17 protein-coding genes are annotated in these 22,089 nt (G+C 73.8%); 14 read left to right on the top strand and 3 right to left on the bottom strand.

Annotated elements, in window-relative coordinates; genetic code table 11:
- The first annotated feature begins 40 nt into the window (after positions 1 to 40).
- The 13 genes from BS72_RS11415 to BS72_RS11355 all read left to right on the top strand — a co-directional run bounded on the left by BS72_RS11415 (position 41) and on the right by BS72_RS11355 (position 17,154).
- Positions 41 to 1,345 (top strand): ABC transporter substrate-binding protein, encoded by a 1,305-nt coding sequence (locus BS72_RS11415; protein ID WP_037909130.1) that lies wholly within the window; start codon positions 41 to 43, stop codon positions 1,343 to 1,345.
- A gap of 13 nt (positions 1,346 to 1,358) precedes the next feature.
- The gene (locus BS72_RS11410; protein WP_037909127.1) at positions 1,359 to 2,291 is read left to right on the top strand and encodes a carbohydrate ABC transporter permease; all 933 of its coding nucleotides are present in this window, start codon (positions 1,359 to 1,361) and stop codon (positions 2,289 to 2,291) included.
- Positions 2,291 to 3,109, top strand: coding sequence for a carbohydrate ABC transporter permease (locus BS72_RS11405; RefSeq protein WP_037909124.1), 819 nt, complete (start codon positions 2,291 to 2,293; stop codon positions 3,107 to 3,109). Before BS72_RS11410 ends, BS72_RS11405 begins: the two co-directional genes overlap by 1 nt.
- On the top strand, positions 3,106 to 5,499 hold the full coding sequence (locus BS72_RS11400; protein ID WP_037909121.1) for a beta-xylosidase/alpha-l-arabinosidase: 2,394 nt from the start codon (positions 3,106 to 3,108) through the stop codon (positions 5,497 to 5,499). The genes BS72_RS11405 and BS72_RS11400 overlap by 4 nt, the downstream gene beginning before the upstream one ends.
- Before the next feature lie 764 nt (positions 5,500 to 6,263).
- On the top strand, positions 6,264 to 7,466 hold the full coding sequence (locus BS72_RS11395) for a cytochrome P450 (RefSeq protein WP_051950941.1): 1,203 nt from the start codon (positions 6,264 to 6,266) through the stop codon (positions 7,464 to 7,466).
- A 52-nt stretch (positions 7,467 to 7,518) separates the two neighbouring features.
- Positions 7,519 to 8,649, top strand: coding sequence for an acyl-CoA dehydrogenase family protein (locus tag BS72_RS11390; RefSeq protein ID WP_037909116.1), 1,131 nt, complete (start codon positions 7,519 to 7,521; stop codon positions 8,647 to 8,649).
- 191 nt (positions 8,650 to 8,840) lie between these two features.
- Entirely contained in the window at positions 8,841 to 10,058 is a 1,218-nt protein-coding gene (locus BS72_RS11385; RefSeq protein WP_037909114.1) for a GNAT family N-acetyltransferase, read from the top strand.
- Positions 10,046 to 10,609, top strand: a complete 564-nt coding sequence (locus BS72_RS11380) for a type II toxin-antitoxin system RatA family toxin (protein WP_037909111.1) — start codon at positions 10,046 to 10,048, stop codon at positions 10,607 to 10,609. Before BS72_RS11385 ends, BS72_RS11380 begins: the two co-directional genes overlap by 13 nt.
- Positions 10,606 to 11,904 (top strand): aspartate aminotransferase family protein, encoded by a 1,299-nt coding sequence (locus BS72_RS11375; RefSeq protein WP_198545853.1) that lies wholly within the window; start codon positions 10,606 to 10,608, stop codon positions 11,902 to 11,904. Before BS72_RS11380 ends, BS72_RS11375 begins: the two co-directional genes overlap by 4 nt.
- A 185-nt stretch (positions 11,905 to 12,089) precedes the next feature.
- Positions 12,090 to 12,470: an acyl carrier protein gene (locus BS72_RS11370; RefSeq protein ID WP_232792331.1), complete on the top strand. Its 381-nt coding sequence runs from the start codon at positions 12,090 to 12,092 to the stop codon at positions 12,468 to 12,470.
- Positions 12,467 to 13,726 (top strand): beta-ketoacyl-[acyl-carrier-protein] synthase family protein, encoded by a 1,260-nt coding sequence (locus BS72_RS11365; RefSeq protein WP_037909109.1) that lies wholly within the window; start codon positions 12,467 to 12,469, stop codon positions 13,724 to 13,726. The genes BS72_RS11370 and BS72_RS11365 overlap by 4 nt, the downstream gene beginning before the upstream one ends.
- Positions 13,727 to 13,846: 120 nt before the next feature.
- Positions 13,847 to 14,875, top strand: a complete 1,029-nt coding sequence (locus BS72_RS11360; RefSeq protein WP_037909106.1) for an SDR family oxidoreductase — start codon at positions 13,847 to 13,849, stop codon at positions 14,873 to 14,875.
- Between the two features lie 311 nt (positions 14,876 to 15,186).
- Positions 15,187 to 17,154, top strand: coding sequence for an N-6 DNA methylase (locus tag BS72_RS11355; protein ID WP_063836028.1), 1,968 nt, complete (start codon positions 15,187 to 15,189; stop codon positions 17,152 to 17,154).
- A 148-nt stretch (positions 17,155 to 17,302) separates the two neighbouring features.
- Here BS72_RS11355 and BS72_RS11350 read toward each other — a convergent pair whose 3' ends face one another.
- On the bottom strand, positions 17,303 to 17,890 hold the full coding sequence (locus BS72_RS11350; protein WP_037909104.1) for a helix-turn-helix domain-containing protein: 588 nt from the start codon (positions 17,888 to 17,890) through the stop codon (positions 17,303 to 17,305).
- Between the two features lie 474 nt (positions 17,891 to 18,364).
- Here BS72_RS11350 and BS72_RS11345 point away from each other — a divergent pair, with 474 nt between their 5' ends.
- A complete protein-coding gene (locus BS72_RS11345; RefSeq protein ID WP_232792330.1) occupies positions 18,365 to 19,420 on the top strand; it encodes a LacI family DNA-binding transcriptional regulator in 1,056 nt (351 codons plus the stop codon).
- A gap of 195 nt (positions 19,421 to 19,615) precedes the next feature.
- Here BS72_RS11345 and rbsK read toward each other — a convergent pair whose 3' ends face one another.
- Together rbsK and BS72_RS11335 are read right to left on the bottom strand one after the other, a co-directional pair.
- Entirely contained in the window at positions 19,616 to 20,518 is a 903-nt protein-coding gene (rbsK, locus tag BS72_RS11340; protein ID WP_037909098.1) for a ribokinase, read from the bottom strand.
- A gap of 33 nt (positions 20,519 to 20,551) precedes the next feature.
- Entirely contained in the window at positions 20,552 to 21,703 is a 1,152-nt protein-coding gene (locus tag BS72_RS11335; protein WP_078901237.1) for a LacI family DNA-binding transcriptional regulator, read from the bottom strand.
- Between the last annotated feature and the right edge of the window lie 386 nt (positions 21,704 to 22,089).

Below are 22,089 nucleotides of genomic sequence, written 5' to 3'. Positions count from 1 at the left end.
ATTTCGGCGAGGATGCCGAAACTTTTCGAAAGGCTACCCGATGAAGAAGCGCGCTTGGCTCCCTCGCGCCGTCGCCGGCGGTGTGACTCTGACGCTCGGTCTGACGCTCGCCGCCTGTGGTGGTGGCAGTAGCTCGTCCAACGGCTCCGGCACCTTCCACGTGCTCGTCTACGGCGACGCGTCGAACAAGGTGGAGAAGCAGATCGTCGACACCTTCAACAAGACCTCCAAGGTCAAGGCGGTCCTGGACACCATCCCCGGTGCCGACTACCAGCAGAAGCTGCAGACGATCATCAACACCAAGCAGGCCCCCGACGTCTTCTACAACTGGGGTGGCGGTAGCATCCAGCCCTTCGTGAAGGCCGGCCTGCTCATGCCGCTGGACAGCATGATCGCCAAGGACCCGGGCCTGAAGTCGAACTTCCTGCCGTCGGTGTTCAACGGCGCCGTGGTGGACGGCAAGTCCTACGGCGTCCCGATGCGCGGCACCCAGCCCGTGCTGCTCTTCAACAACCAGAAGGTCCTCAAGGACGCCGGCATCAGCTCCCCGCCGGCCACCTGGGACGACCTGCTGAACGACGTCAAGATACTCAAGTCCAAGGGCAAGACGCCGATCGCGCTCGGCGGCGGCGACCAGTGGCCGACGCAGATGTGGTACGAGTACCTCTACGACCGCGTCGCGGGCCCGGGCCTGTTCGAGAAGGCGCTGTCCGGCGACAAGAGCGCCTGGAACACGGCGGACAGCAAGACGGCCCTGTCGATGCTCAAGCAGCTCATCGACGCCGGCGCCTTCGGTAGCAACTACGACTCCGTGAAGTACACCGACGGCGGTTCCGTGGCCCTGGTGGCCACCGGCAAGGCCGGCTTCGAGCTCATGGGCTCCTGGTACTACTCGCAGCAGCAGTCCGACCACCCGGACTTCGCCAAGGACGGCCTGGGCTACAGCAACTTCCCGACCGTCACGGGCGGCAAGGGCGCGGCCGACGACATCGTGGGCAACACGAACAACTACTACTCGGTCCTGAAGAAGACCAAGTACCCGGACGCGGTCGCGAGCTTCCTCAAGCTCATGTACTCCGACGAGTTCGTGAAGGCGCAGCTGGCCATCGGCAACCTGCCCACCACCACCAACACGCCGCAGTTCCTGAGCCAGGCCGCCGACCCGGCCTACGCGCAGTACCAGTACGACCTGGTCAAGAAGGCGCCGTCGTTCCAGCTCTCGTGGGACCAGGCGTACCCGCCGTCGGACAACACCCCGATCCACACCGCCGTGCAGGAGTTCGCCGACGGCAAGATCAACGCCGACGGCTTCATCAAGGCCATGCAGGCCCTGCAGCTGCCCTGACCCAGGAATCCTGATGACCACCACCTCACCCACGGTGGCTAGGCGCCGGACCGCTGCCCGCGGCCGGGCCGGCGCCGCGGTGACCCGCCCAGGCTTTGCCTGGGCGGTCCCCGCCACCTTGTTCTTCGTCCTCTTCGCCGTCCTCCCGCTCGTGCTGGTCGCGGTCCTGTCGTTCACCAACTGGAACGGCCTCGGCTCCCCCGAGTGGGCCGGTACGGCCAACTGGCGCGCGCTCATCCACGACCACACGATGATCCAGAGCCTCTGGCTGAGCGTCCTGATCACCGTGCTGGGCGTCGTCGTCCAGACTCCGCTGAGCATCCTGCTCGGCGTGTGGGCGGCCGGCAAGCAGCGCAACCGCGCCATCCTGTCGGCGGTCTACTTCATCCCGCTGCTGCTGTCGGCCACCGCGGTCTCCGTGCTGTGGCGCGCGCTGCTCGACCCGAACTTCGGTGTGCCCGCGCAGGCCAAGTGGCTGTTCGGCAACGGCAACCTGCTCGGCGAGCAGAAGGGCGCCATCGGCGTCCTGATCTTCGTCGGCGCCTGGCAGTACACGCCCTTCCACACCCTGATCTACCAGGGCGCCACCCGGGCCATCCCGCCGGTGCTCTACCAGGCGGCGGCGCTCGACGGCGCCGGCCGGGTGCGGCAGTTCTTCTACATCACGCTGCCGCAGCTGCGCAACACCATGATCACCTCGATGATCCTGATGATCGTCGGCGGTCTGACCACCTTCGACACGGTGCTCATCCTGACCCAGGGCGGACCGGGTACCGACACCACGATCAGCGCGTACTACATGTACCAACAGGCCTTCAAGTCGTTCAACTTCGGCGGCGGTTCGGCGATCGCTCTGGTCCTGGTCGTCATCGCCACGGTCATCTCGCTCGTCGTCGTGCGCGTGTCGGGCTACGACAAGATGCGCAGCACCTCGGAGGGCGTGTGATGAAGAGGCGTCCCAACTTCCTCGCCGGCTTCGGCTCGCTGGTCTGGCTCTTCGTGGTCGGCTTCCCGCTGTACGTCATGCTCGCGGCGACCCTGCAGAGCCAGAGCGACTACAGCGAGAACGGCCCGCTGTCCTTCCCCAAGCACTTCACGCTGCACAACTACACGCAGGACTTCAGCAACGGCTTCGGGCAGTACTTCCTCAACACGGTGCTGGTGACCGTCGCGGTCGTCGCCCTCGTACTGCTCCTGATACCGCCGCTGTCCTACGCGATCGTGCGCAGCAACGGCAAGCTGAGCACCGGCGCCTTCCGGCTGTTCCTGCTCGGTCTGGCGATCCCCGCCCAGGCGGTGATCGTGCCGATGTTCTACGTCATCAACAAGGCCGGTCTGTACGACAACCTGATCGGCGTCATCCTGCCGACCGCGGCGTTCTCCATGCCGGTCTGCGCCCTCGTGCTCACCGGCGTGATGCGTGACATCAGCCCCGAGCTGTACGAGGCCATGGCCATGGACGGCGCCCCGCCGTGGCGGGTGTTCTGCCAGCTGGTGCTGCCGCTGTCCAAGGGCGGCCTGTCCACGATCATCGTGTTCTCGGCGCTCCAGGCGTGGAACGGATTCCTGTTCCCGCTGGTGCTGACGCAGTCCGACTCGTCCAAGGTCGTCACCCTGGGCCTGTACGACTTCCAGACCGAGCACGGCGTGGACATCCCCAGCCTGCTGGCGGCAGTGGTGCTCTCGATGCTGCCGATCTTCATCGTCTACCTGTTCGCCCGCCGGGCCCTGGTCCAGGGACTCATGGGCGTCGGAGGAAAGTGACCGACACCGTGGTCGAAGAAACACAACGCGAAACCCCGCCCTGGGCGGACTCCGCGCTGTCCCCCCTGGAACGCGCCGACGCCCTGATAGCGGCGATGACGCTGCCCGAGAAGGTGGCCCAGCTCTACGGCGTGTGGGTCGGTGCCTCGAACGAGGGCGGCGAGGTCGCCCCGTTCCAGCACGAGATGGAGGAGCCGGTTCCCCTTGAGGAGCTGCTCCCCCAGGGGCTGGGCCAGCTCACCAGGTCGTTCGGCACCGTGCCGGTCGACCCGGCGGTCGGTGCCCTGTCCCTGCTGCGCACCCAGCGCAACATCACCGCGGCGAATCGTTTCGGCATCCCCGCGATCGCCCACGAGGAGTGCCTCGCCGGGTTCGCCGCCTGGGGCGCCACCGCGTACCCGGTGCCCCTCGCCTGGGGTGCCACCTTCGACCGCGACCTGGTGCGCACCATGGCCGAGGGCATCGGCCGCGACATGCGCTCCGTCGGCGTGCACCAGGGCCTGGCCCCGGTGCTCGACGTGGTGCGCGACGCCCGCTGGGGCCGGGTCGAGGAGACCATCGGCGAGGACCCGTACCTGGTGGGCACCATCGCCACCGCCTACGTGCGCGGTCTGGAGTCGGCGGGCGTCATCGCCACCCTCAAGCACTTCGCGGGCTACTCCGCCTCCCGGGCCGGGCGCAACCACGCCCCGATCGGGATGGGCCCCCGCGAACGCGCCGACGTGATCCTGCCGCCGTTCGAGATGGCGGTGCGCGAAGGCGGTGTGCGCTCGGTGATGGCGGCGTACACCGACACCGACGGCATCGCCTCGCACGCCGACAAGGACCTGCTCACCGGCCTGCTCCGGGACACCTGGGGCTTCACCGGCACCATCGTCGCCGACTACTTCGGCGTCGCCTTCCTGCACACGCAGCACCGCGTCACCGCCACCCTCGGCGAGGCGGCCGGAGCCGCGCTGGCCGCGGGCGTCGACGTCGAACTGCCCACCGTGAACGCCTTCGGCGAGCCGCTGTTGAAGGCCATCGCCGACGGCGTGGTCCCCGAGGAGCTCGTGGACCAGGCGCTGCGCCGGGTGCTGGCCCAGAAGGCCGAGATCGGCCTGCTCGACCCCGACTGGGACCCGGTTCCGCCGGTCCTGGCCGGCGTCGACACCAGCGACCTTGAGGTGCTGCGCGGCACCGTCGACCTCGACAGCCCCGCCAACCGCGAGGTGGCCCGGGCAGTCGCCGAGGAGAGTGTGGTGCTGCTGCGCAACGACGGCGCCCTGCCGCTGGACCGCCCGGCCCGCATCGCGCTGATCGGCCCCAACGCCGAGACCGCGACGTCCGTCCTGGGCTGCTACGCCTTCCCCATGCACGTCGGGGTGCACCACCCGGACGTGCCGGTCGGCGTCGAACTGCCCACCGTGCGCGAGGCGCTGACCGCGGAGTTCCCGGACAGCGAGATCATCGTGGCGGCCGGCTGCACCGTCGACACGCCGGAGACCGACGGCTTCGCCGAGGCCGTGGCGCTCGCCCGGCAGAGCGATGTCGTGGTGCTGGCGCTGGGCGACCGGGCCGGCCTGTTCGGCCGCGGCACCAGCGGCGAGGGCTGCGACGCGGAGTCCCTGGCCCTGCCGGGCGTGCAGCAGCAGCTGCTCGACGCCCTGCTGGACGCCGGCACGCCGGTGGTGGTCACGCTGCTGGCGGGCCGCCCCTACGCGCTGGGCCGGGCCGTCACGGAGTCGGCGGCGATCGTCCAGACGTTCTTCCCGGGCGAGGCCGGCACCCAGGCGCTGGCCGGGATCCTCTCCGGCAGGGTGTCCCCCAGCGGCCGCCTGCCGGTCAGCGTCCCGAGCGGTCCCGGCAGCCAGCCGGCGACCTACCTGACGGCGAAGCTCGGCCAGCGCAGCGACGCGTCGAACATCGACCCGACGGCCGCCTTCGCCTTCGGGCACGGCCTGACGTACACCTCCTTCCAGTGGACGGACCTCCAGGTCGAGGAGCTCCAGGCGGGCACCGACGGAGAGCTGCGGTTCTCCTTCACGGTCCGCAACACCGGTGACCGCGAGGGCACCGAGGTGGTGCAGATGTACCTGCACGACCCGGTGGCCTCGGTGGTGCAGCCGGTGCAGCGGCTGGTCGGCTACCAGCGGCTGCCGCTGGCGCCCGGGCAGTCCGCCCGGGTGAGCGTCGAGGTCCCGGCCGACCTCGCGTCCTTCACCGGACGCGACGGGCGGCGCGTGGTCGAGCCGGGCGCGCTGGAGCTGCGGCTCGGCGCGTCCAGCACGGACCTGCGGCTGACCGTGGCCGCCACGCTGACCGGCCAGGCCCGGTACGTCGACCACACGCGGCGCCTGCACGCGGAGTTCGGCGTCGACCTCGGCGGTGACGGCGCCGAGCGGTCCTGACCCGGGACCGCCTCGGGCCGATCCGCTGACGGCACGGCCCGGTCGCACTCGGCGCGGCGGGCCGACCGGAGCGGAATGGCTCCGGACGGCCCGCCGCGCACAGGAACGCCCCTTCGGGTTCGGGTGAGGGCCCGAGGGAGCGAGGAGGCCGCGCCCCACGCGGGGCGCGGCACGAACGGCGGCCCCGGTCGCCCGCAGCCTCCCGGCGGGGGAGGTCGCGGGGGCCGGGGCCGCCGCGTACCCGGCGGGGACCGGGTGCGGGCGCCGGCGTTTCAACGGTCCGGCTTCCGGGACGCGTTCGTTCGGATACCGGTCCGGCTTCCGTCCGGCTTCCGCTCTGACTTCCGTCCGGCTTCCGTCCGGCTACCCCGCGTGCCGAGCCGGCGGCCCGTTGGGGCGCTGACGCAGAAAACGGGAACAGGTGTCCCCTACAAGGCCGGGGGGCCGAATCCGCGCCGCGGGTAACGAAAGCCGATATCCTCCTCATCCTATGACCCATTCACATGGGCCATGCTCATGCGCACACCAGTGCCCTCGTTCATTCGTCAGGGGCGATTATTACCGCCCAAACCGCTTGTAAGCAGACAGACCCACCCGAGCGAATTTGATGGGCCGGTTAAGCTTCGTTGCGGGAACAGGCCGTATGCCGCACGCCGCATGCCGGACACCGCCTGCGTCTCCCCCTTCAGAGAAAAGCCAGGGCAGAGAAGAGCCAGGGCAGAGCAACGAAGACCGAAGAGGATCAGGTGGATCCGCAAGCGCTGTTGTTCTCGATTTTCACCCCGGAGGGCGGGGAAAACCCCTACCCGGCACTCGCGGAGCTCCGGCGGACCGAACCCGTCTACTACAACGCAGAATTCGACACGTACTTCCTGACCCGGTTCGCGGACTGCCAGGCCGTCCTCACCCATCCCGAATTCCTCGTTCCCGACCTCGACTGGTGCGCACGCGAGGTGCCCGACTGGCGCGACCACCCGAGCGCCGAATTCTTCTACTCCTCGATGCTGCGCAGCAACGGAACCGATCACGCACGGCTGCGGCGCCTCGTCGGCGGCGGCTTCAGTTCGCGCCGCGTCGGCGCGCTGCGGCACACCGTCCGGGATATCACCGCGCGCCTTCTCGACGGTTTCGCCGACGCCACCTCGGACGGCGGCAGCGCCGATTTCCAGGAACTCGTGGGCTATCCCCTGCCCGTGGCCGTCATCGGCCATCTCATCGGGGTCCCGGTCGAGGAGCAGGGGCAGTTCCACCGGCTCGGCCAGGACGCGGGCCGGATCCTCGAACCCGTCCGCTCCCCGGAGGACTGGCAGCGCGCCGACCAGGCCGTGGTGGCACTGCGCGCGTACTTCACCGACCTCATCGCCCTCCGCAGAAGGCAGCCGGCCGACGACCTCACCTCGGTCCTGCTGGCGGTACGCGACACCGACGACGGACGCCTCTCGGAGGCCGAACTCGTCGACACGCTCCTGCTCGTCCTGGTCGCCGGCTTCGAGACCACCGCCAGCCTGCTCGGCCTGGCGGTGCACGCCCTGCTCACCCACCGCGACCAGTGGGACCTGCTCGCGAGGAAACCCGAGCTGGCCCCGCAGGCCGTGGAGGAGGCCCTCCGCTGGGACACCCCGGTGCGGATGACCGAGCGTGTCGCCGCCGAGCCGATCGACGTGGCCGGGGTGACCGTCCCCGAGGGCGCCAACGTGACCACCGTGCTCGCCGCCGCCAACCGCGACCCCGAACGCCACCCGGACCCCGACACGTTCGACATCCGGCGCGACAACATCAAGGTGCTCGGCTTCAGCGCGGGACTCCACTACTGCCTGGGCGCGGCGCTCGCCCGCGTGGAGGGCGGGGAGCTCCTCGAACAGCTCCCGCAGCGCCTGCCGTCCCTGATCGCGGCCGGCCCGCCCCTGCGTCGCGCGTCCATCAGCCTGCGGGCCTTCGAGAACCTGCCGCTGACCGCGCGAGGCTGACGCCGCCCCCACCGAACCGGCCCCCACCGCCGCCGGACGAGAGGCACCACCCGTGACGTTCCTGCACCGTGAACGCGCCACCGTCGAAGCCCTGCTGCCGGGGCTGGACGCGGCCCTTGCCCGCCATCCGCTGACCGAACTGGAAAGCGCGCCGAGCCCCGCCATCGCCGAGTTCCGCGCCGCGGGCGGCCCCGCCCTGCTGGTCCCCACCCAGAACGCCGGCATCGGGGCCACCCCCCTGCAGGCCGTACGGGTACAACGGGCCGTCGGCTCCCGCTGCCCCTCACTCGCGGTGGCGACCACCATGCACCACTTCTCGATCGCGGGGCTCGTCCGGGCCGCCGCGTACGGCAACGGCACGGAGGGGCTGCTGCTCGAAGCCATCGCCAAGGACCGGCTCCTGCTCGCCTCCGCGTTCGCGGAGGGCAACACCGGGCAGAACATCCTGGGGCCGCACCTCACCGCCCGCCGCACGGCCGGCGGACAGGTCCTGCTGAACGGCAGCAAGATGCCGTGCAGCCTGTCCCGTTCGATGGACCTGCTGACCGCCTCCGTCGTGATGGCGGACGAGGACGGCGTCGACCGGCTCGCCGTCGCCCTCGTCCCCGCGGGCTCACCCGGTATCGAGGTGCGCCCCTTCTGGTCCTCTCCCGTGCTCGCCGGCGCCGAGAGCGACCAGGTCGTGCTCACCGACGTCGAACTCGACCCCGCGATGGTGGTCGTCACCCGGGTCACCGCCGACGCCGTCCCCGACGAGCTGAACCTCGCCGGCTTCCTCTGGTTCGAACTCCTGCTGACCGCCGGCTACATCGGAGTCGCCAGCGCCCTCGTCGAGCGCGTCCTCGGCAAGGGGGGCGGCCCGCAGGACCCGACGCCCTTCCTGGTCGACATCGAGGCCGCGATGCTCTCCGTCGAATCGGTCGCCAGAGCCATGGACACGGAGGAGTGGGGCGAGGGACTGCTCGCCGACGCGCTGTCGGCCAGATACGCGGCGCAGGACGCCATCGCCCGCACCACCACGGCCTGCCAGGCGGCGCTCGGCGGCATGGCGTTCATCAGAGCGCCCGACACCGCCTACCTCGCCTCCGCCGCCACCTGCCTCACCTTCCACCCGCCGTCCCGGGCCCGTATGGGCGGCCCCCTGCGGGACTTCCTGAACGGCGCCCCCCTGCGTATCGGCTGAAGGCGCGGCCCCCGGGGCGGCCCCGGGACAGCCCCGGACGCCCCGCGCCTCCGCGCCTCCGCCCGCCGGACGCGCACGGCGGGCCCCTCGCCCCCAGCCCCTCGCCCCGCGCGTCCGGCCGCGGCGGCCCCGACCCGCCGTACCCCGCCCGGATCGACCCGACACCGACAGGGAGCAGGAGCTGGTGGCGCATGGAGCATGAAGGTGACGACGGTGCCGCCTGCCGCGTCGAGGTGCTGCGTTCGATCGACGCGCTGCCGCCGTCGGTCTGGCGTGAACTGGCCCCGCCCGACGACCCCATGTGGTCCCCCGCCGTCTTCCGGGCCATGGAGTGCGGCGGCATCGGGCCCGACGGCTACGCCTATCTGGTGGTGCGCAGAGGCAGCCGGGCCGAGGCGGTCCTGCCCCTGTGCCTCTTCAGGAACCTCCGGCTCGACGACGTCGTCGGCCCGCGTGAGCGCGGACTCCTCGCCCCCGTGCGGAAGGTGGCGCCCGGCCTGCTGCGGGTGCCGATGCTCTTCTGCGGCAACCTCCTGGGCCAGGGCCACGTCCTCACCGCCGGGCCGCTCACCGACGAGGTCGGCGGGGTGCTGGTCGACGCCGTGCTCCGCTTCGCGCGGACCGAGCGCCTCGGCACCGTGGTCCTCAAGGACTTCGCCGAGGCCGGCCTCGCCCCGCTGCGCGCCGCCCTCGGCGCCGCCGGCTTCTTCTCGGTGCCGAGCCTGCCCGACACCGAACTCCCCCTTTCCGCAGCCACGTTCGACCAGTACGTCGAGCGGCTCCCGGCCAAACCGCGGCGCAACGCCCGCAGCAACATCCGCAAGTTCGCCGCCCACCCCGGGCTGCGGATGGAGACCGTCGAGGACTTCCGCCACCTCGTACCGGACATGCTCGACCTCTACCGGCAGGTCATGGAGCGCGCCGACCAACGGCTCGACGTCCTCGACGCCCGCTTCCTCACCGCCCTCGCGGCCGGCCCCGGGCCGGACCGGCGCCTCGTGGCCTGCTTCGACGGTGAACGGCTCGTCGCCTTCCTGCTCTGCCTCTTCAGCGGCCGCGGCGCCACCGGGGCGAGAATCGGCCTCGACTACGCGCTGGCGCACGACGCCCGCCTCTACCACAACGTCCACTACGCGGCGATCCGCCTGGCACTCGACGCGGGATGCCGCCACATCCGCTTCGCGCAGACCGCGTACACCCCCAAGGTCGAGTTCGGCTGCCGGCTGATCGAGCAGTCGTACGCGATCACCCACCTGCGTCCGCTGCCCCGCGCCGTGCTGCGCCGGCTGCTGCCGCCGGCCCTCGCGGCCGCCCGGACGCAGGCACTCGGCCCGCACCCACCCGCGCGGGCCGCGGAGCCCCCGAGCAACGCCGACCAGGAAGGTGCCCCCTCTCCATGCCCCGAGTAGAGGTCGATCTCCCCATCGCCGTACCGCCGGAGGCCGCGTGGGCCGCCGTCGTGGACGTCGAGTCCTTCGCCGCGTGCATGGACAGCGTCGACTCCGTCACGATCATCCGGCAGGCCGACGAACACCGCCGTACGAGCGCCTGGTCGGTGCGGCTCAAGGGGTCCGTGCTCCAGTGGACCGAGGACGAGGTGATCGACCCGGTCGCCCGCCGCTTCGACTTCCGCCAGGTCACCGGCGACCTCGGCGAGTTCGCCGGCCACTGGGGGGTGCGGCCCGCGCCCGGCGGACACAGCAGGGTCTGCCTGCACGTCACGTTCGACATCGGCATTCCGCTCCTGGCCGACCTGCTCAACCCCGTCGCGGCGGACGCCCTGCGGGAGAACGCCGCCCAGATGCTGACGGCGCTGGAGCGCCGGCTGCTGGCCGGCGGGGCGGCCGCCGGGGGGTGCGGTCCGGGAGCCGCGGGGAGCCCGGCCGGCGACGGGGCGGCGGCTCCGGCGAGTGTGCCCCCTCCCGCCCGCGAAGCCCAAGAGGAGCGCGACCGCGTATGACCGCAGCTCTCGGCGCGTCCGGCGGACCTCCCGCCCCCCGCGCCGTCCCCGTCCCGTCCGGCGACACCTTCGACCTGATCCGCCGCCACCTGTCGCCCCGGCTCGCCCTGACCGGCTCGTTCGCGGGCCGGGGCGCCACCGAGACGGCGGCCGACGGCTGCCGGGTGACGCTGTCCGACGGGCGTACGGCCCTCGACTTCGGTTCGTACGCCGTCACCCTGCTGGGCCACCGGCACCCGGACGTCCTAGCGGCCGTACGCGGCCAGCTCGACGCGATGCCCACCTCGACCCGCAGCCTCGCCAACCCCACGGCCGCGCGCGCCGCGGCCCACCTCGCGGAGTACTTCCAGCAGGCCCTCCCGAAGGTGTACTTCGGGCTCAACGGCGCCGACGCCGTCGAGGTCGCCGTCAAGCTCGCGCGCCTCGTCACCGGACGCGGCCGGGTCCTGGCGGTGCGGGGCGGCTTCCACGGCAAGTCCCTCGGCGCCCTGGCCCTCACCCACAGCCCCCTCTACCGGCGGGGGCTGCTGGGCGCGGCCGTGGACGTCGTCCACGTCCCGCCCGACGACCCCGGCGCCGTGCTGCGGGAGGTGCGCGGCGGGGAGGTCGCCGCGGTCGTCTTCGAACCCGTGCAGGGCGAGAACGGAGCGGCCGTCCTTCCCGTCGACGTGCTGCGCCAGTGGTGCGCCGACGCCGCGCGGCACGGCACGTTCACCATCGCCGACGAGATCCAGTGCGGACTGCGCAGATGCGGGGAGCGCTCCCTCGCCCTCGCCGCCGGTCTGCCCGTCGACGCGGTACTGGTCGGCAAGCCGCTGGGCGGAGGCGTCGTACCGCTGTCGGCCCTGGTCTGCTCGGAGGAGCTGTACGCCCCGCTGAGCACCGACCCCTTCCTGCACTCGGCGACCTTCGGGGGCCACCCGCTCAGCTGCGCGGCGCTGCCCGCCGCGCTCACCGCGATCGAGGCAGCGGCCGCACACGGCAGGGTCCTCGCCGCCGCGCTGGACACCGCGCTGGACGAACTCGCCGGCCGGCACGGCGAGGTGATCGCCGCGATCCGCGGCAGGGGCCTGCTGCGCGGGATCGACTTCGCCACGCCCGCGGTGGCCGGATCGGTGGTGGTCGAACTCGCCGGCGCGGGGCTGCTGGTGTCGCCGTGCCTGGGGCGCCCCGGCACCGTACGGCTGCTCCCGCCCCTGGTCAGCACGGAGTCGGACATCGCGGAGGCGGCCGAGATCCTCGACGCGGCGATCACGGTGGCGGCGCGCTCGGCCGCCGGGGCGGCGCAGCGGTGAGCGGCCGCCCGGCGGCCCGGCGGCCCGGCCGTCCGCCCGAGCGACCCCCGTCCCGGCCCCGTTCCCAGACCCGTTCCCAGCCCCGAGAGGGCTCCGCACCTCCACGGCACCCGGCAACCCGGCACGCGGCACGCACCGCCCCTCGTGCCGGCGACGCCCCCACACCGCACACGGAAGAGACAGGTATGGACCGCATGGAGCGGCAGGGCGAGCGCTCGCCGACGGACCCGGCCGGACCGGTGAGCGGGGCGGAACCGGCTGACCCCGGTGGCCGCCCCGGCGGGCCGGCCACCGGCACCGCGCCCGCCCCCGCCCTCACCCGGGCGGAACTCTCCCGCACCGTCAGGACGGCCGTCTCGGACGTCCTCGGCACGGAGCTGGACGACATCGGCGAGAGCACCGACCTCGGAGCCGACTTCGGCATCGACAGCCTGGAGCTGATGGACGTCGGCGCCCGGCTGGAGAACGTCCTGCGGGTGAAGATCCCGGTCTCCGACCTCCTGGAGGCCAGGACCGTCGGCGACGCCGTCGACCTGCTCGAGAAGCGCCTGGCACGGCCCGCATGAGCGGCGGCCCCCCGCCCGGGCGGGTCCGGGTCGTCGTCACCGGCCTCGGCGTCAAGTCGTCCGCGGGCAACGACGCCGAGGCGGCCTACGCGCGGCTGCTCTCCGCCGAGTCGACCGCCGCCGTCGCGCGGCACCTGGCGGAGGCGCGGGCCGAGGTCGCCGTCACCATCGCCTGCCTGGTGCCGGAGTTCGACGTCGACCCGTACATCACGCGGCGCGAGCGCCGCCAGCTGGACCGGCCGACGACGCTGCTGCTCTGCGCCGCCGTGGACGCGGTCTCCGACGCGGGCGAGCAGGCCCTCGCCGACCTGCCGCCCTCGCGCGTGGGCGTCCAGGTCGGTACGGGGATCGGCGGGCTCGTGACGATGGAGGCCACCACCTTCGACTACGGGGCGCGGCCGATGACGATGCCGGTGCACACCGTCCCCAGGGCCATGACGAACTCGCCGGCCTGCCGGGTGGCGATGCGCTACGGCTTCCGCGGCAACTGCACGACGTACTCCACCTCGTGCGCGAGCGGCACCACCGCCATCGGCGAGGCCGCCCGCCGCATCCAGTACGGCGAGCTGGACGCCGCGGTGGCGGGCGGCGTCGACGCGCCCGTCACGACCACCGTCGTGGGCGGCTTCGCGAAGATGCGGGCGCTGTCCTCGCGCAGCGGCGAACCCGGCCTGGCCAGCCGCCCCTTCGACGCCGACCGGGACGGCTTCGTCATCGGCGAGGGAGCCGCCGTGCTCGTGCTGGAGAGACGGGACCTGGCCCTCGCCCGGGGGGCGAGGATCTACGGCGAGGTCACGGGCTACGCCGCCAACTGCGACGCCTTCCACATCGCCGCGCCGGACCCCGAGGCGGCGACGGCGGCCGAGTGCATGCGGCTCGCCATCGCGGACGCCGGCCTCGCGCCGGCCGACATCGGCCACATCAGCGCGCACGGCACCTCGACGCTGCTGAACGACAGGGCGGAGGCGACCGCCGTCGAACGGTCCTTCGCGGGACGGCCGCCGCCCCTGACGGCCGTCAAGGGCGTGAGCGGCCACCTCATCGGCGGATCGGGCGCGTTGGAGGCGCTGCTGGCGCTGCTCTGCGCCGCCCGGGGGGTGGTCCCGCCGATCGCGAACACGCTCGGCAGCCCGGAGTCCGGCCTGGTGGACGTGGTGATCGGCGCGCCCCGCACGATCGCCCCCGGGCCCGTGCTCTCCAACTCCTTCGGGTTCGGCGGGCAGAACGCGTGCCTGGTGCTGGCGCCGCCGGCCTGACGGGCCCGGCCCGCCGCAGCCGCCCGTACCCGTGCGCGCTCCCACCGCCGACACCCCTGCTCCTACCCCTGCTCCTGCCCCTGCCCCTGCCCCTGCTCCGACTCACGGAACGGCCAACACATGCGAACCCTTGTCACCGGCGCCACCGGGGTGGTGGGCACCGAAGTCGTCGACCGGCTGCGCGCGGACCCCTCCTGTCCCGGGCCGCTCACCCGGGTGGCCAGAAGGGCCTCGGACGCGGAACTGACGGCCTGGGACATCGGGAGCGAGCCGCCGCCACGGGAGCTGTCGGGGCACTGGGACGTCATCGTGCACACCGCCGCCTCCACCCGCTGGACCATGAGCAGGGCCGAGGCGCTGGCGGCCAACGTGGAACCGCTGCGGGCGGTGCTGGCCCTGGCCGACGGGGACACCCACGTCGTCCACGTCTCGACGGCGTACGTGGGCGGGTCGCGGGCCTCCGCCGACCTGCGCGGCGCGGACTTCGACGGGTACCGCAACGGCTACGAGTGGTCGAAGGCCGCCTGCGAGTCCCTGGTGCGCGAGGAGCACGGCGGGCCGCTGACGATCGTCCGGCCGCCGTTGATCGTGGGCCGGCGCGACAACGGACGGATCGCCCGTTTCTCCGGTCCGTACACGATCATCCACGCGCTGGTCTCCGGCCTCGCCGCCGTCGTCGTCGGCGACCCGGACGGTTACGCGGAGATCAGCCCCGTCGACGACGTCGCGGAGGCGGTCGCCGCGGCCGCGCTCGCCCCGCCCCCGGCGTCCCCGCGGGTCGAGGTGGTCGCGGGCGGCGGAGGCAGCCTGCGCCTGTCCGCCATGATCGGCATCACCTGCCGGACGCTGAACGAGGTCCGGGCCCGCCACGGTGTCGCCCCCGTCGACCAGCCGCCGTTCGTCCCGACGGAGACGTGGAACCGGTTCTACCTGCCGCTGGCGGAGCGGTACCTGTCGCCGTTCCAGCACCACGCGGTCCGGCTCCTGGCCATGTTCCAGAGCTACACCAGCATGTCGTCGCCCTTCGAGCCCACGAGGACGGTCCGCGACCCGGCCGCGGTCATGGAGACCGCGGTACGCCACTGGGCCTCGCGCAGACCCCGCCTCGCCCTCGCCGCCCCGAACCCCTGGACGCTCCTCACCTCGTGACGCGGAAACGCCGCCGAACGGGCCGCCGTCCGGGCAGGGCCTGACACCGGGCAGGGCGTGCCCACCACCCACGGCGGTCCGCGCCCCCCGCGCGGCGGGCTGGACCGAGCACGGCGACGGGCCGTCGAGCCGGACGGAGAGCCGGACGGAGCCCCTCCGGGCCCTACGTGAGAGCGGTCCGCCGTGGTACCGGCGTGCAGGAGTCTTCACCGAGCGTTCATGTCCGACGGGAGGATACGCGGCAGATGCGTGTACGACGCCAACATATCCGGCCCTGGAGCGGAGTCGGGGGGCCGTGTACGGTTGCCGCCATGAGCGTCGACCCCCGCTCGGCCGCCGAGCCGCTCGTCACCGGTGCGGAGATCGCCCGGTTGGCCGGGGTGACCCGGGCGGCGGTGTCCAACTGGCGTCGGCGGCACGAGGATTTCCCCGCCCCGGCCGGCGGCCGCGCGAACAGCCCGCTGTTCCGGCTGGCGGAGGTGCGCGCGTGGCTGGCCCGGCAGGAGAAGGGCCAGGAGGCCGGCGGCGCCGAGCGCGTATGGCGGTTGCTGCGCGGGGAGTTCGGCGACGACCTGGTGCGCGGGCTGGCCTCGGTGGCGCGGCTGCTGGTGGACTCCTCGGTGCCCGCGGAGCTGGACAAGGAGCTGGTGGAGCAGATCGGGCGGACGGTTCAGGAGGTCGCCCCGGCCGAGCTGTTGGAGGCGCTGACCGGGCGGTTCCTCCAGTCGTCGCGGCGGGCGGGGGCGGAGCCGGTCACGTCCTCGCGACTGCTGGCGGCGGTGCGCTGGTTCACCGAACCGGTGGCGGACGGAGCGACGGTCTTCGACCCGGCGTGCGGTGTCGGGTCGCTGCTGCTTGGGGTGGGCCGGGAGTCGGCCGCGGTCCGGCTCGGCCAGGAACTCGACCCGGACATGGCGGAGTTCGCCCGGCTCCGGGCGGTACTGGCCGGCGGCGGGCGGACCCGGATACGGTCGGGCGACTCGCTGCGGGCGGACCGGTGGGCGGGGGCGCGGGCGGATCTGGTGGTGTGCGATCCCCCGTCGGGCTGGGTGGACTGGGGCCGGGAGGACCTGCTCCTGGACCCGCGCTGGGAGTTGGGGGTGCCGTCCCGGGCGGAGAGCGAACTCGCCTGGCTCCAGCACGCGTACGCGCACACGGCGCCCGGCGGCCGCGCGGTGCTGGTGATGCCGGCGTCGGTGGCGTACCGCAAGGCGGGGCGGCGCATCCGCGCGGAGCTGGTGCGGCGGGGGGTGCTGCGGCAGGTGGTGGGGCTGCCTCCGGGGGTGGCCTCCGGCCACACGCTGCCGGTCCACCTGTGGTTCCTCACCCGCCCGGTGGACGGGGGCACGGGATCGGTGCGGATGGTCGACGTGTCGGGGAACCCGCCGGGCGGCCCGTTCGCGCCGCGCCCGGAGCAGGTCGCCGAGGTGCCGCTGATCGACCTGCTGGACGAGGTGGTGGACCTGACGCCGGCGGCGCACGTGGCCGGTGTGCGCCGGGACACCGCGGCGGAGTACCGGCGGCTGTGCGACCGGCTGGACGAGCTGCTGGCCGCGCTGCGGGGGGCGCTGCCCGAGCTCGCGGCGGGCCCCGGCGCCGGGTCGGGCTCGGACGGAGTGCTGCCGGGGGTGGCGGAGCTGGCACGGGCCGGGCTGGTGGAGTTCGCCGACGGCGAACCGGTGTCGGTGAGCGAGCAGTTGGACACCGACTTCCTCCAGGGGTTCCTGTCCGGCCCGCTCGGGGGCGGCGCGCGGCGGCGGGCGGGCGGGACGATCGGCTCCTCGCGCCCGGACGTGCGCGGAACCCGGGTACCGCAGCTGGGCCTGGCCGACCAGCGGCGGTACGGCGCGGCGTTCCGGGCGCTGCGCGACCTGGAGCAGCAGGCGCGGGACGCTGCCGAGCTGTGCGGCGAGCTGGTGTCCCTCGGGCGGACGGGGCTGGTCAGCGGCGCGCTGGCGCCGGCAGCCGAGGACGGCGCGCCGGCCCGGTGGGACGGCCCGGCCGCGGACCTGGGTCCCGGCGATCCGGACTACCCGGACCGGGCGGACCGGGCGGACCGGGCGGACCGGGCGGACCGGGCGGACCGGGCGGACCATCCTGCCGGGCGCCCGCATCCGGCCGCGGAGGGGCCGGAGGGTCCGCCGGAGCTGGTTGACCTGGAACAGAGCCTGGAGGACAGCCTGGCGGACGGCCTTGAGGACGGATTGGCCGACCGCGGCGGTCCGATCGGCGGGCTTGGCGCGCTGGACTCCGACCCGGTGGTGGACACGCCCGGGTGACGGCGCGCCGCCTCGCCCGCCGGACCGGTCGGCCGACGGGTCGTCACATCCCGTTCCCTGGGCGGGCGTACTCGATCCGGCCCGAGGGGCGGAGGCCGGCGGGTGGGGTGGGGCGGGGTGGTCGGGCGGGTGGTTGGGAGGGGCCGGGTCAGGAGGAGGCGGGCCGGGCGCGGACGTGGAGCCGCTCGCCCTGGGGGCCGAAGAGGCTCAGGAACTCGACGGCCCGCTCGTCGGCCGCGGTGAAGGCGTGTGGCACGCGGGTGTCGAACTCGGCGGCCTCGCCGGGACCGAGGACGAGTTCCCGCTCCCCCAGGCCGAGCCACAGTCGGCCGGACAGGACGTAGATCCACTCGTAGCCGTCGTGGGTGCGCAGCTCCGGACGGTCGGTGCGGCCGGGCCGGACCCCGGGGACGACCAGCTTGTAGGCGTGCAGCCCGCCGAGGTGGCGGGTGAGGGGCACGTAGGTCCTGCCGTCGCGGGTGAAGGGGCGGGGGTGGATGCGGGGGTCGCCGGTGGCGGGGGCGCCGACGAGTTCGTCGAGCGGGACGCCGTACTCCCGGGCCAGGGGCAGCAGGAGTTCCAGGGTGGGCCTGCGGTGGCCGGACTCCAGCCGGGACAGCGTGCTCACCGAGATCCCGGTGCGTTCGGACACGGCGGCCAGGGTGGTCTGACGGGCGGTGCGCAGGGCGCGCAGCCGCGCTCCCACACCGGCCAGGACGGCGTCGGTTTCCTCCATGCCACCATGTGCCGATACGGCAAGGTGGTTTGTCAAACCGGCACGGCGGCTCTCCGGCCGCCACCACCGCCGGGGCGGCGGCCCGGGGCGCGCGCCCGGCGGGAAGGGGTACTGGTGCCGTGACCGGCACGATGTGCCCGGTGGCGAGGTGTCCTGGCGCGGGCGATCGCACGGCGGCCGGAAGCCCTCGTAGCGGGCTGGTCGCGTTTTCGGCCGACACGGCGAGTGCCTGTGCCCGTGCCGGGGCGGCGAGCGGGGCACACCCGGCCGGGAGAGGCGAGCGCCGTGACCGGCAGGGTGTGCCCGGTAGCGAGGTGCGCTGGCGCGGTCAGCCGCAAGGCGCCGAACCGGCCTCGTAGCGGGCCTACTCGGCCGGTACGGCAACGCGGCGGACGGCCGTGCCAGGGCGGCGAGCGGGGCACACCCGGCCGGGAGAGGCGCTAGCATGCGCGGGTGGACGGGGGAAGGTGACGCGTGGCTGGGGCCGGGGCGGGACGGGGCGGCGGGCGGGCCACGGTGCGGGCGATAGCGGCAGAGGCGGGGGTGTCGATCGCCACGGTGTCGCGGGTGATGAACGGCCACGCGCACGTGGCGCCGGAGACCCGGGAGCTGGTGCGGCGGGCGGTGGCCCGGCTGGGTGCGCCCGCGCCGGCCCGGCCGGGGGCGGCCGCGGGGTCGGCCGCGGGCGCGATCTACGTACGCTGCCCGTATGTGCTGACCGACTACTTCGGGGTGATCGTCTCCTCCATCGCCGAGGCCCTGGACCTGCACGGGCGGCGGCTGGTGCTCAGCGCGGGGGACGCGGCGCGCGACGCGCACGTGTTGGACGGCCTGCCGCGTGACCCGGGCATCGCCGGGGCGGTGCTGATCGTTCCGCCGGAGCCGGTGCGGGAGCTGGAGGCGCTGCGGGCGGTGGACTTTCCGCTGGTCGTGGTGGACCCGCGCACGCCGCTGCCGGGCGACATCGCGTCGGTGTCGGCGGCGAACCTCGCCGGTGCCCGCAGCGTGAGCGCGCACCTGGTGGAGCTGGGGCACCGCAGGATCGGCGTGATCGGCGGCCCGGCCGGCTGGCTGGCCGGGCAGTCCAGGCTGGCCGGCCACACCGCCGCGCTCGCCGAGGCCGGGGTGCTCCCGGCACCGGAGCTGGTCCGCAGCATCGAGCCGACCGCCGACCACGGGTACGCGGCGGCGTGCGAGCTGCTGGACCTGCCCCGGCGACCGACCGCCCTGGTCGCGTTCAACGACAAGGCGGCCGTCGGGGCGCTGCGGGCCGCGTACGAGCGGGGGCTGCGGGTGCCCCGTGACGTGTCCGTGGCCGGCTTCGACGACATCGACCTCAGCCGCAGTACGGTGCCGCGGCTGACGACGGTGCGGCAGCCGCTGGGGGAGATGGGGCGGATAGCGGTGTCCCTGCTGGTCAGGCTGCTGGACGGGCACACCGTGGACACCCTGCACGTCGAGCTGGCGACGCAGCTGGTCGTACGCGGCTCCACCGGCCCCGTCCCGGAGGGGGCGGCGCCGGTCGTCTGAGCGCCGCCCCCTCCGGGTCGGGGCCCGGCTCCCGGTGGCCGAAGCCCGCGGTCCGGGGACCGACGCCGGCGTCCGAGGGCGTGGTCCGATGCCGGAGCCCGCAAGCCCGCAAGCCCGCAAGCCCGCAAGCCCGTAAGCCCGCAAGCGAGCGGACGCGCCCGGCTCCCGCGCGGCTCAGAGCGGGTGACGCCCTGATCAGGCGCGGTTGCGCTCGATGAAGGCCTCGACCTCGTCCCGCGTCGCCAGGGAGGACTGGGCTCCCGCGCGGGTCGTGCTCAGCGCCGCCGCCGCCGAGGCCCAGCGGGCGGCCTCCTCCAGGGAGCGGCCCTCGGAGAGCCCGACCGCGAGGGCGCCGCAGAAGCAGTCACCGGCGGCGGTGGTGTCCTTCGGCTCGACGCGGTAGGCCGGGAGGTGCAGGTGCGCCGTGCCCTCCAGCAGCAGGACGCCGTCGCCGCCGAGGGTGACGACGACCGCGCCCGCGCCGCGCAGCCGGCGGGCGGCCGTGACGACCTCGTCGATCGTCCGGGGCACGTCCGTGCCGGTGAGCGCGGCCAGCTCGGTGCGGTTCGGCACCAGCAGGTCGACGTGCGGCGGCGGGACGGACTCCTGCGTCACCGGCGCCGGGTTGTACAGCACCGTCCCGCCGGCGAGCCGGGCCGCGGCGTGGTTGGCCTCGTCCGGCACCTCCTGCTGGAGCACGGTGACGGCCGACCGGGCCAGCACGTCGGCGGCGGCCTCGCAGTCGGCGGCCGTGAGGCGGGAGTTGGCGCCCGGGCTGACGATGATGCTGTTCTCGCCCACCGGGCTGACGGCGATCATCGCCCGGCCGGTCGGGGTGTCCGCGGTGGTGCGCACGTACGTGGTGTCGACACCCTGGCCGCGCACCGCTTCGGCCATCACGTGGCCCGCGTCGTCGTCGCCGACCCGGCCGACGAAGGCGACCTGCCCGCCGAGGCGTGCCGCGGCGACGGCCTGGTTGGCGCCCTTGCCGCCGGGGTGCTGGGCGATGTCCCCGCCCAGCACGGTCTCTCCGGGCACGGGGTGGCGCGGCACCGGCGCCACGAGGTCGAGGTTCAGGCTTCCGACGACGGTGATCACTGCTGGTTCCTCACGCTGTTCGGGTCGTTGCGGTCATGGGGGCGGGGGCGGGGTACGGCGTCCTTCCGGCGCAGGCCGGGCCTGCCGGACCCCGTTCGGGGTGGCGGGGCGGCGGCGGTCTCGGCTCCGGGGCCGGGCGGGGCCCGGCGACCGGCGGAACGCTGGAGGCGCGGACGGCCAGCTCCGGTGTGAGCCGTACCGTACGGACCCGCCGGCTGCCGGCCGTTCCGTCGGCCCCTCGGCCCCCGGACCGCCGGAGTCGATCCCCCTCTCCAGCAACGCGGCCGCCTCGGAGGCGAGTTCGTGCACCGGCTGGCGGACGGTGGTGAGCGCCGGGGCGGTGAGCGACGCCATCGGCACGTCGTCGAAGCCGGTCACGGCGACGTCGCCGGGCACGTCGACGCCCAGCTCGCGGAGGCGTTGCAGGGCCCCGATGGCAATGAGGTCGTTGGCGCACACCACGGCGTCGGGGCGGGACGGCCACAGCCGGTCGACGGCGGCCCGGCCCCACGCGACGGAGAAGTCGCCGAGTTCGACCAGGGCCCGCTCCCCCTCGGGGAGGAACGCGGCGGCGCCGGCGTCGAAGGCGGCCCGGCGCTCCGCCGCCGCCGAGTCCGTGCCGGCGGCGCCGACGAAGCAGGGGCGGCGGCGGCCGGTGGCGGCCAGGTGGTCCAGGATCTGGACGATGCCGGCGGCGTTGTCGACGGCCACCAGGTCCGCGACGCCCGGCCCGCAGCCGCGGTCGAGCAGCACCAGCGGCACCCGCCCGGCCGCCTCGGCGACCGCGGGGCGGCTGAGCCGCTCGTCCACCGGGACCACCAGCAGGGCGTCGACCCTGCGGCCGAGCAGGTCGGCGATCCGTCCGGCCTCCACCTCGGGATCGTCGTCGCTGTCGGCGAGCAGTGCCGCCCGCCCGTACCAGTGCAGGACGTGCGTCAACTCGCGCACCAGCGAGGGGTAGAACGGGTTGGTGATCTGCGGCAGGACGAGGCCGACGGTGCCCGTGGAACGGCTGCGCAGCGAACGGGCCACCTGGTTGGGCACGTAGCCGAGGGTCTCGGCGGCGGCGCGGACCCGGACGGCGATCTCCTCGCCGACCGGCCGGGTGCCGGCGAGCACGCGGGAGACCGTCGATACCGAGCAGCCGGACAGCGACGCAACGTCCCTGAGGGTCACCTCGCTCACCGGGCAGCCTCCTCGCTCACCGCGGACCGCCGCACTGCGGACCACGTCACCCTTGATGCCGGCAAACGTTATCACCCCGAGGTGGGGCCAGTTGGTCGACACGGTGATGACTCGGTCACGGCTCCACTCACCGGACGGACGGCATGAAACGTGATGTGCGCCTCATCCATTGACAACTCGGGGGGCGCGTCCGCACTCTTCCTTCGGAGAACGATTTCCTGATGTCGTGACCGCAGGCACCGCAAGGCCCTCTCGCAGGGCATGCAGAACCGGACGATCAGACTCCGGTAACGTGTCGCGCCGACAGCGTCCATCCCCCGGGACGTGCCCGTGATCCGCCCTGAGCGGTGGAAACACTGAGGGCACCGGCCATGGGATACGTCACA

Origin of the sequence: Actinacidiphila yeochonensis CN732 (genome assembly GCF_000745345.1) — a bacterium.
In the GTDB taxonomy this organism is placed as follows: domain Bacteria; phylum Actinomycetota; class Actinomycetes; order Streptomycetales; family Streptomycetaceae; genus Actinacidiphila; species Actinacidiphila yeochonensis.
The sequence above is the reverse complement of the archived record's forward strand: the minus strand, read 5'-3'. Positions and strand labels throughout refer to the sequence as shown.

What these genes read in the sequence shown, in the direction of transcription:
- BS72_RS11365 (WP_037909109.1), top strand. Translation starts at nt 12,467, where the DNA reads ATGAGCGGCGGCCCCCCGCCCGGGCGGGTCCGGGTCGTCGTCACCGGC.
- BS72_RS11355 (WP_063836028.1), top strand. Translation starts at nt 15,187, where the DNA reads ATGAGCGTCGACCCCCGCTCGGCCGCCGAGCCGCTCGTCACCGGTGCG.
- BS72_RS11405 (WP_037909124.1), top strand. Translation starts at nt 2,291, where the DNA reads ATGAAGAGGCGTCCCAACTTCCTCGCCGGCTTCGGCTCGCTGGTCTGG.
- BS72_RS11410 (WP_037909127.1), top strand. Translation starts at nt 1,359, where the DNA reads ATGACCACCACCTCACCCACGGTGGCTAGGCGCCGGACCGCTGCCCGC.
- BS72_RS11370 (WP_232792331.1), top strand. Translation starts at nt 12,090, where the DNA reads ATGGACCGCATGGAGCGGCAGGGCGAGCGCTCGCCGACGGACCCGGCC.
- BS72_RS11360 (WP_037909106.1), top strand. Translation starts at nt 13,847, where the DNA reads ATGCGAACCCTTGTCACCGGCGCCACCGGGGTGGTGGGCACCGAAGTC.
- BS72_RS11385 (WP_037909114.1), top strand. Translation starts at nt 8,841, where the DNA reads ATGGAGCATGAAGGTGACGACGGTGCCGCCTGCCGCGTCGAGGTGCTG.
- BS72_RS11350 (WP_037909104.1), bottom strand. Translation starts at nt 17,890, where the DNA reads ATGGAGGAAACCGACGCCGTCCTGGCCGGTGTGGGAGCGCGGCTGCGC.
- BS72_RS11415 (WP_037909130.1), top strand. Translation starts at nt 41, where the DNA reads ATGAAGAAGCGCGCTTGGCTCCCTCGCGCCGTCGCCGGCGGTGTGACT.
- BS72_RS11380 (WP_037909111.1), top strand. Translation starts at nt 10,046, where the DNA reads ATGCCCCGAGTAGAGGTCGATCTCCCCATCGCCGTACCGCCGGAGGCC.
- BS72_RS11375 (WP_198545853.1), top strand. Translation starts at nt 10,606, where the DNA reads ATGACCGCAGCTCTCGGCGCGTCCGGCGGACCTCCCGCCCCCCGCGCC.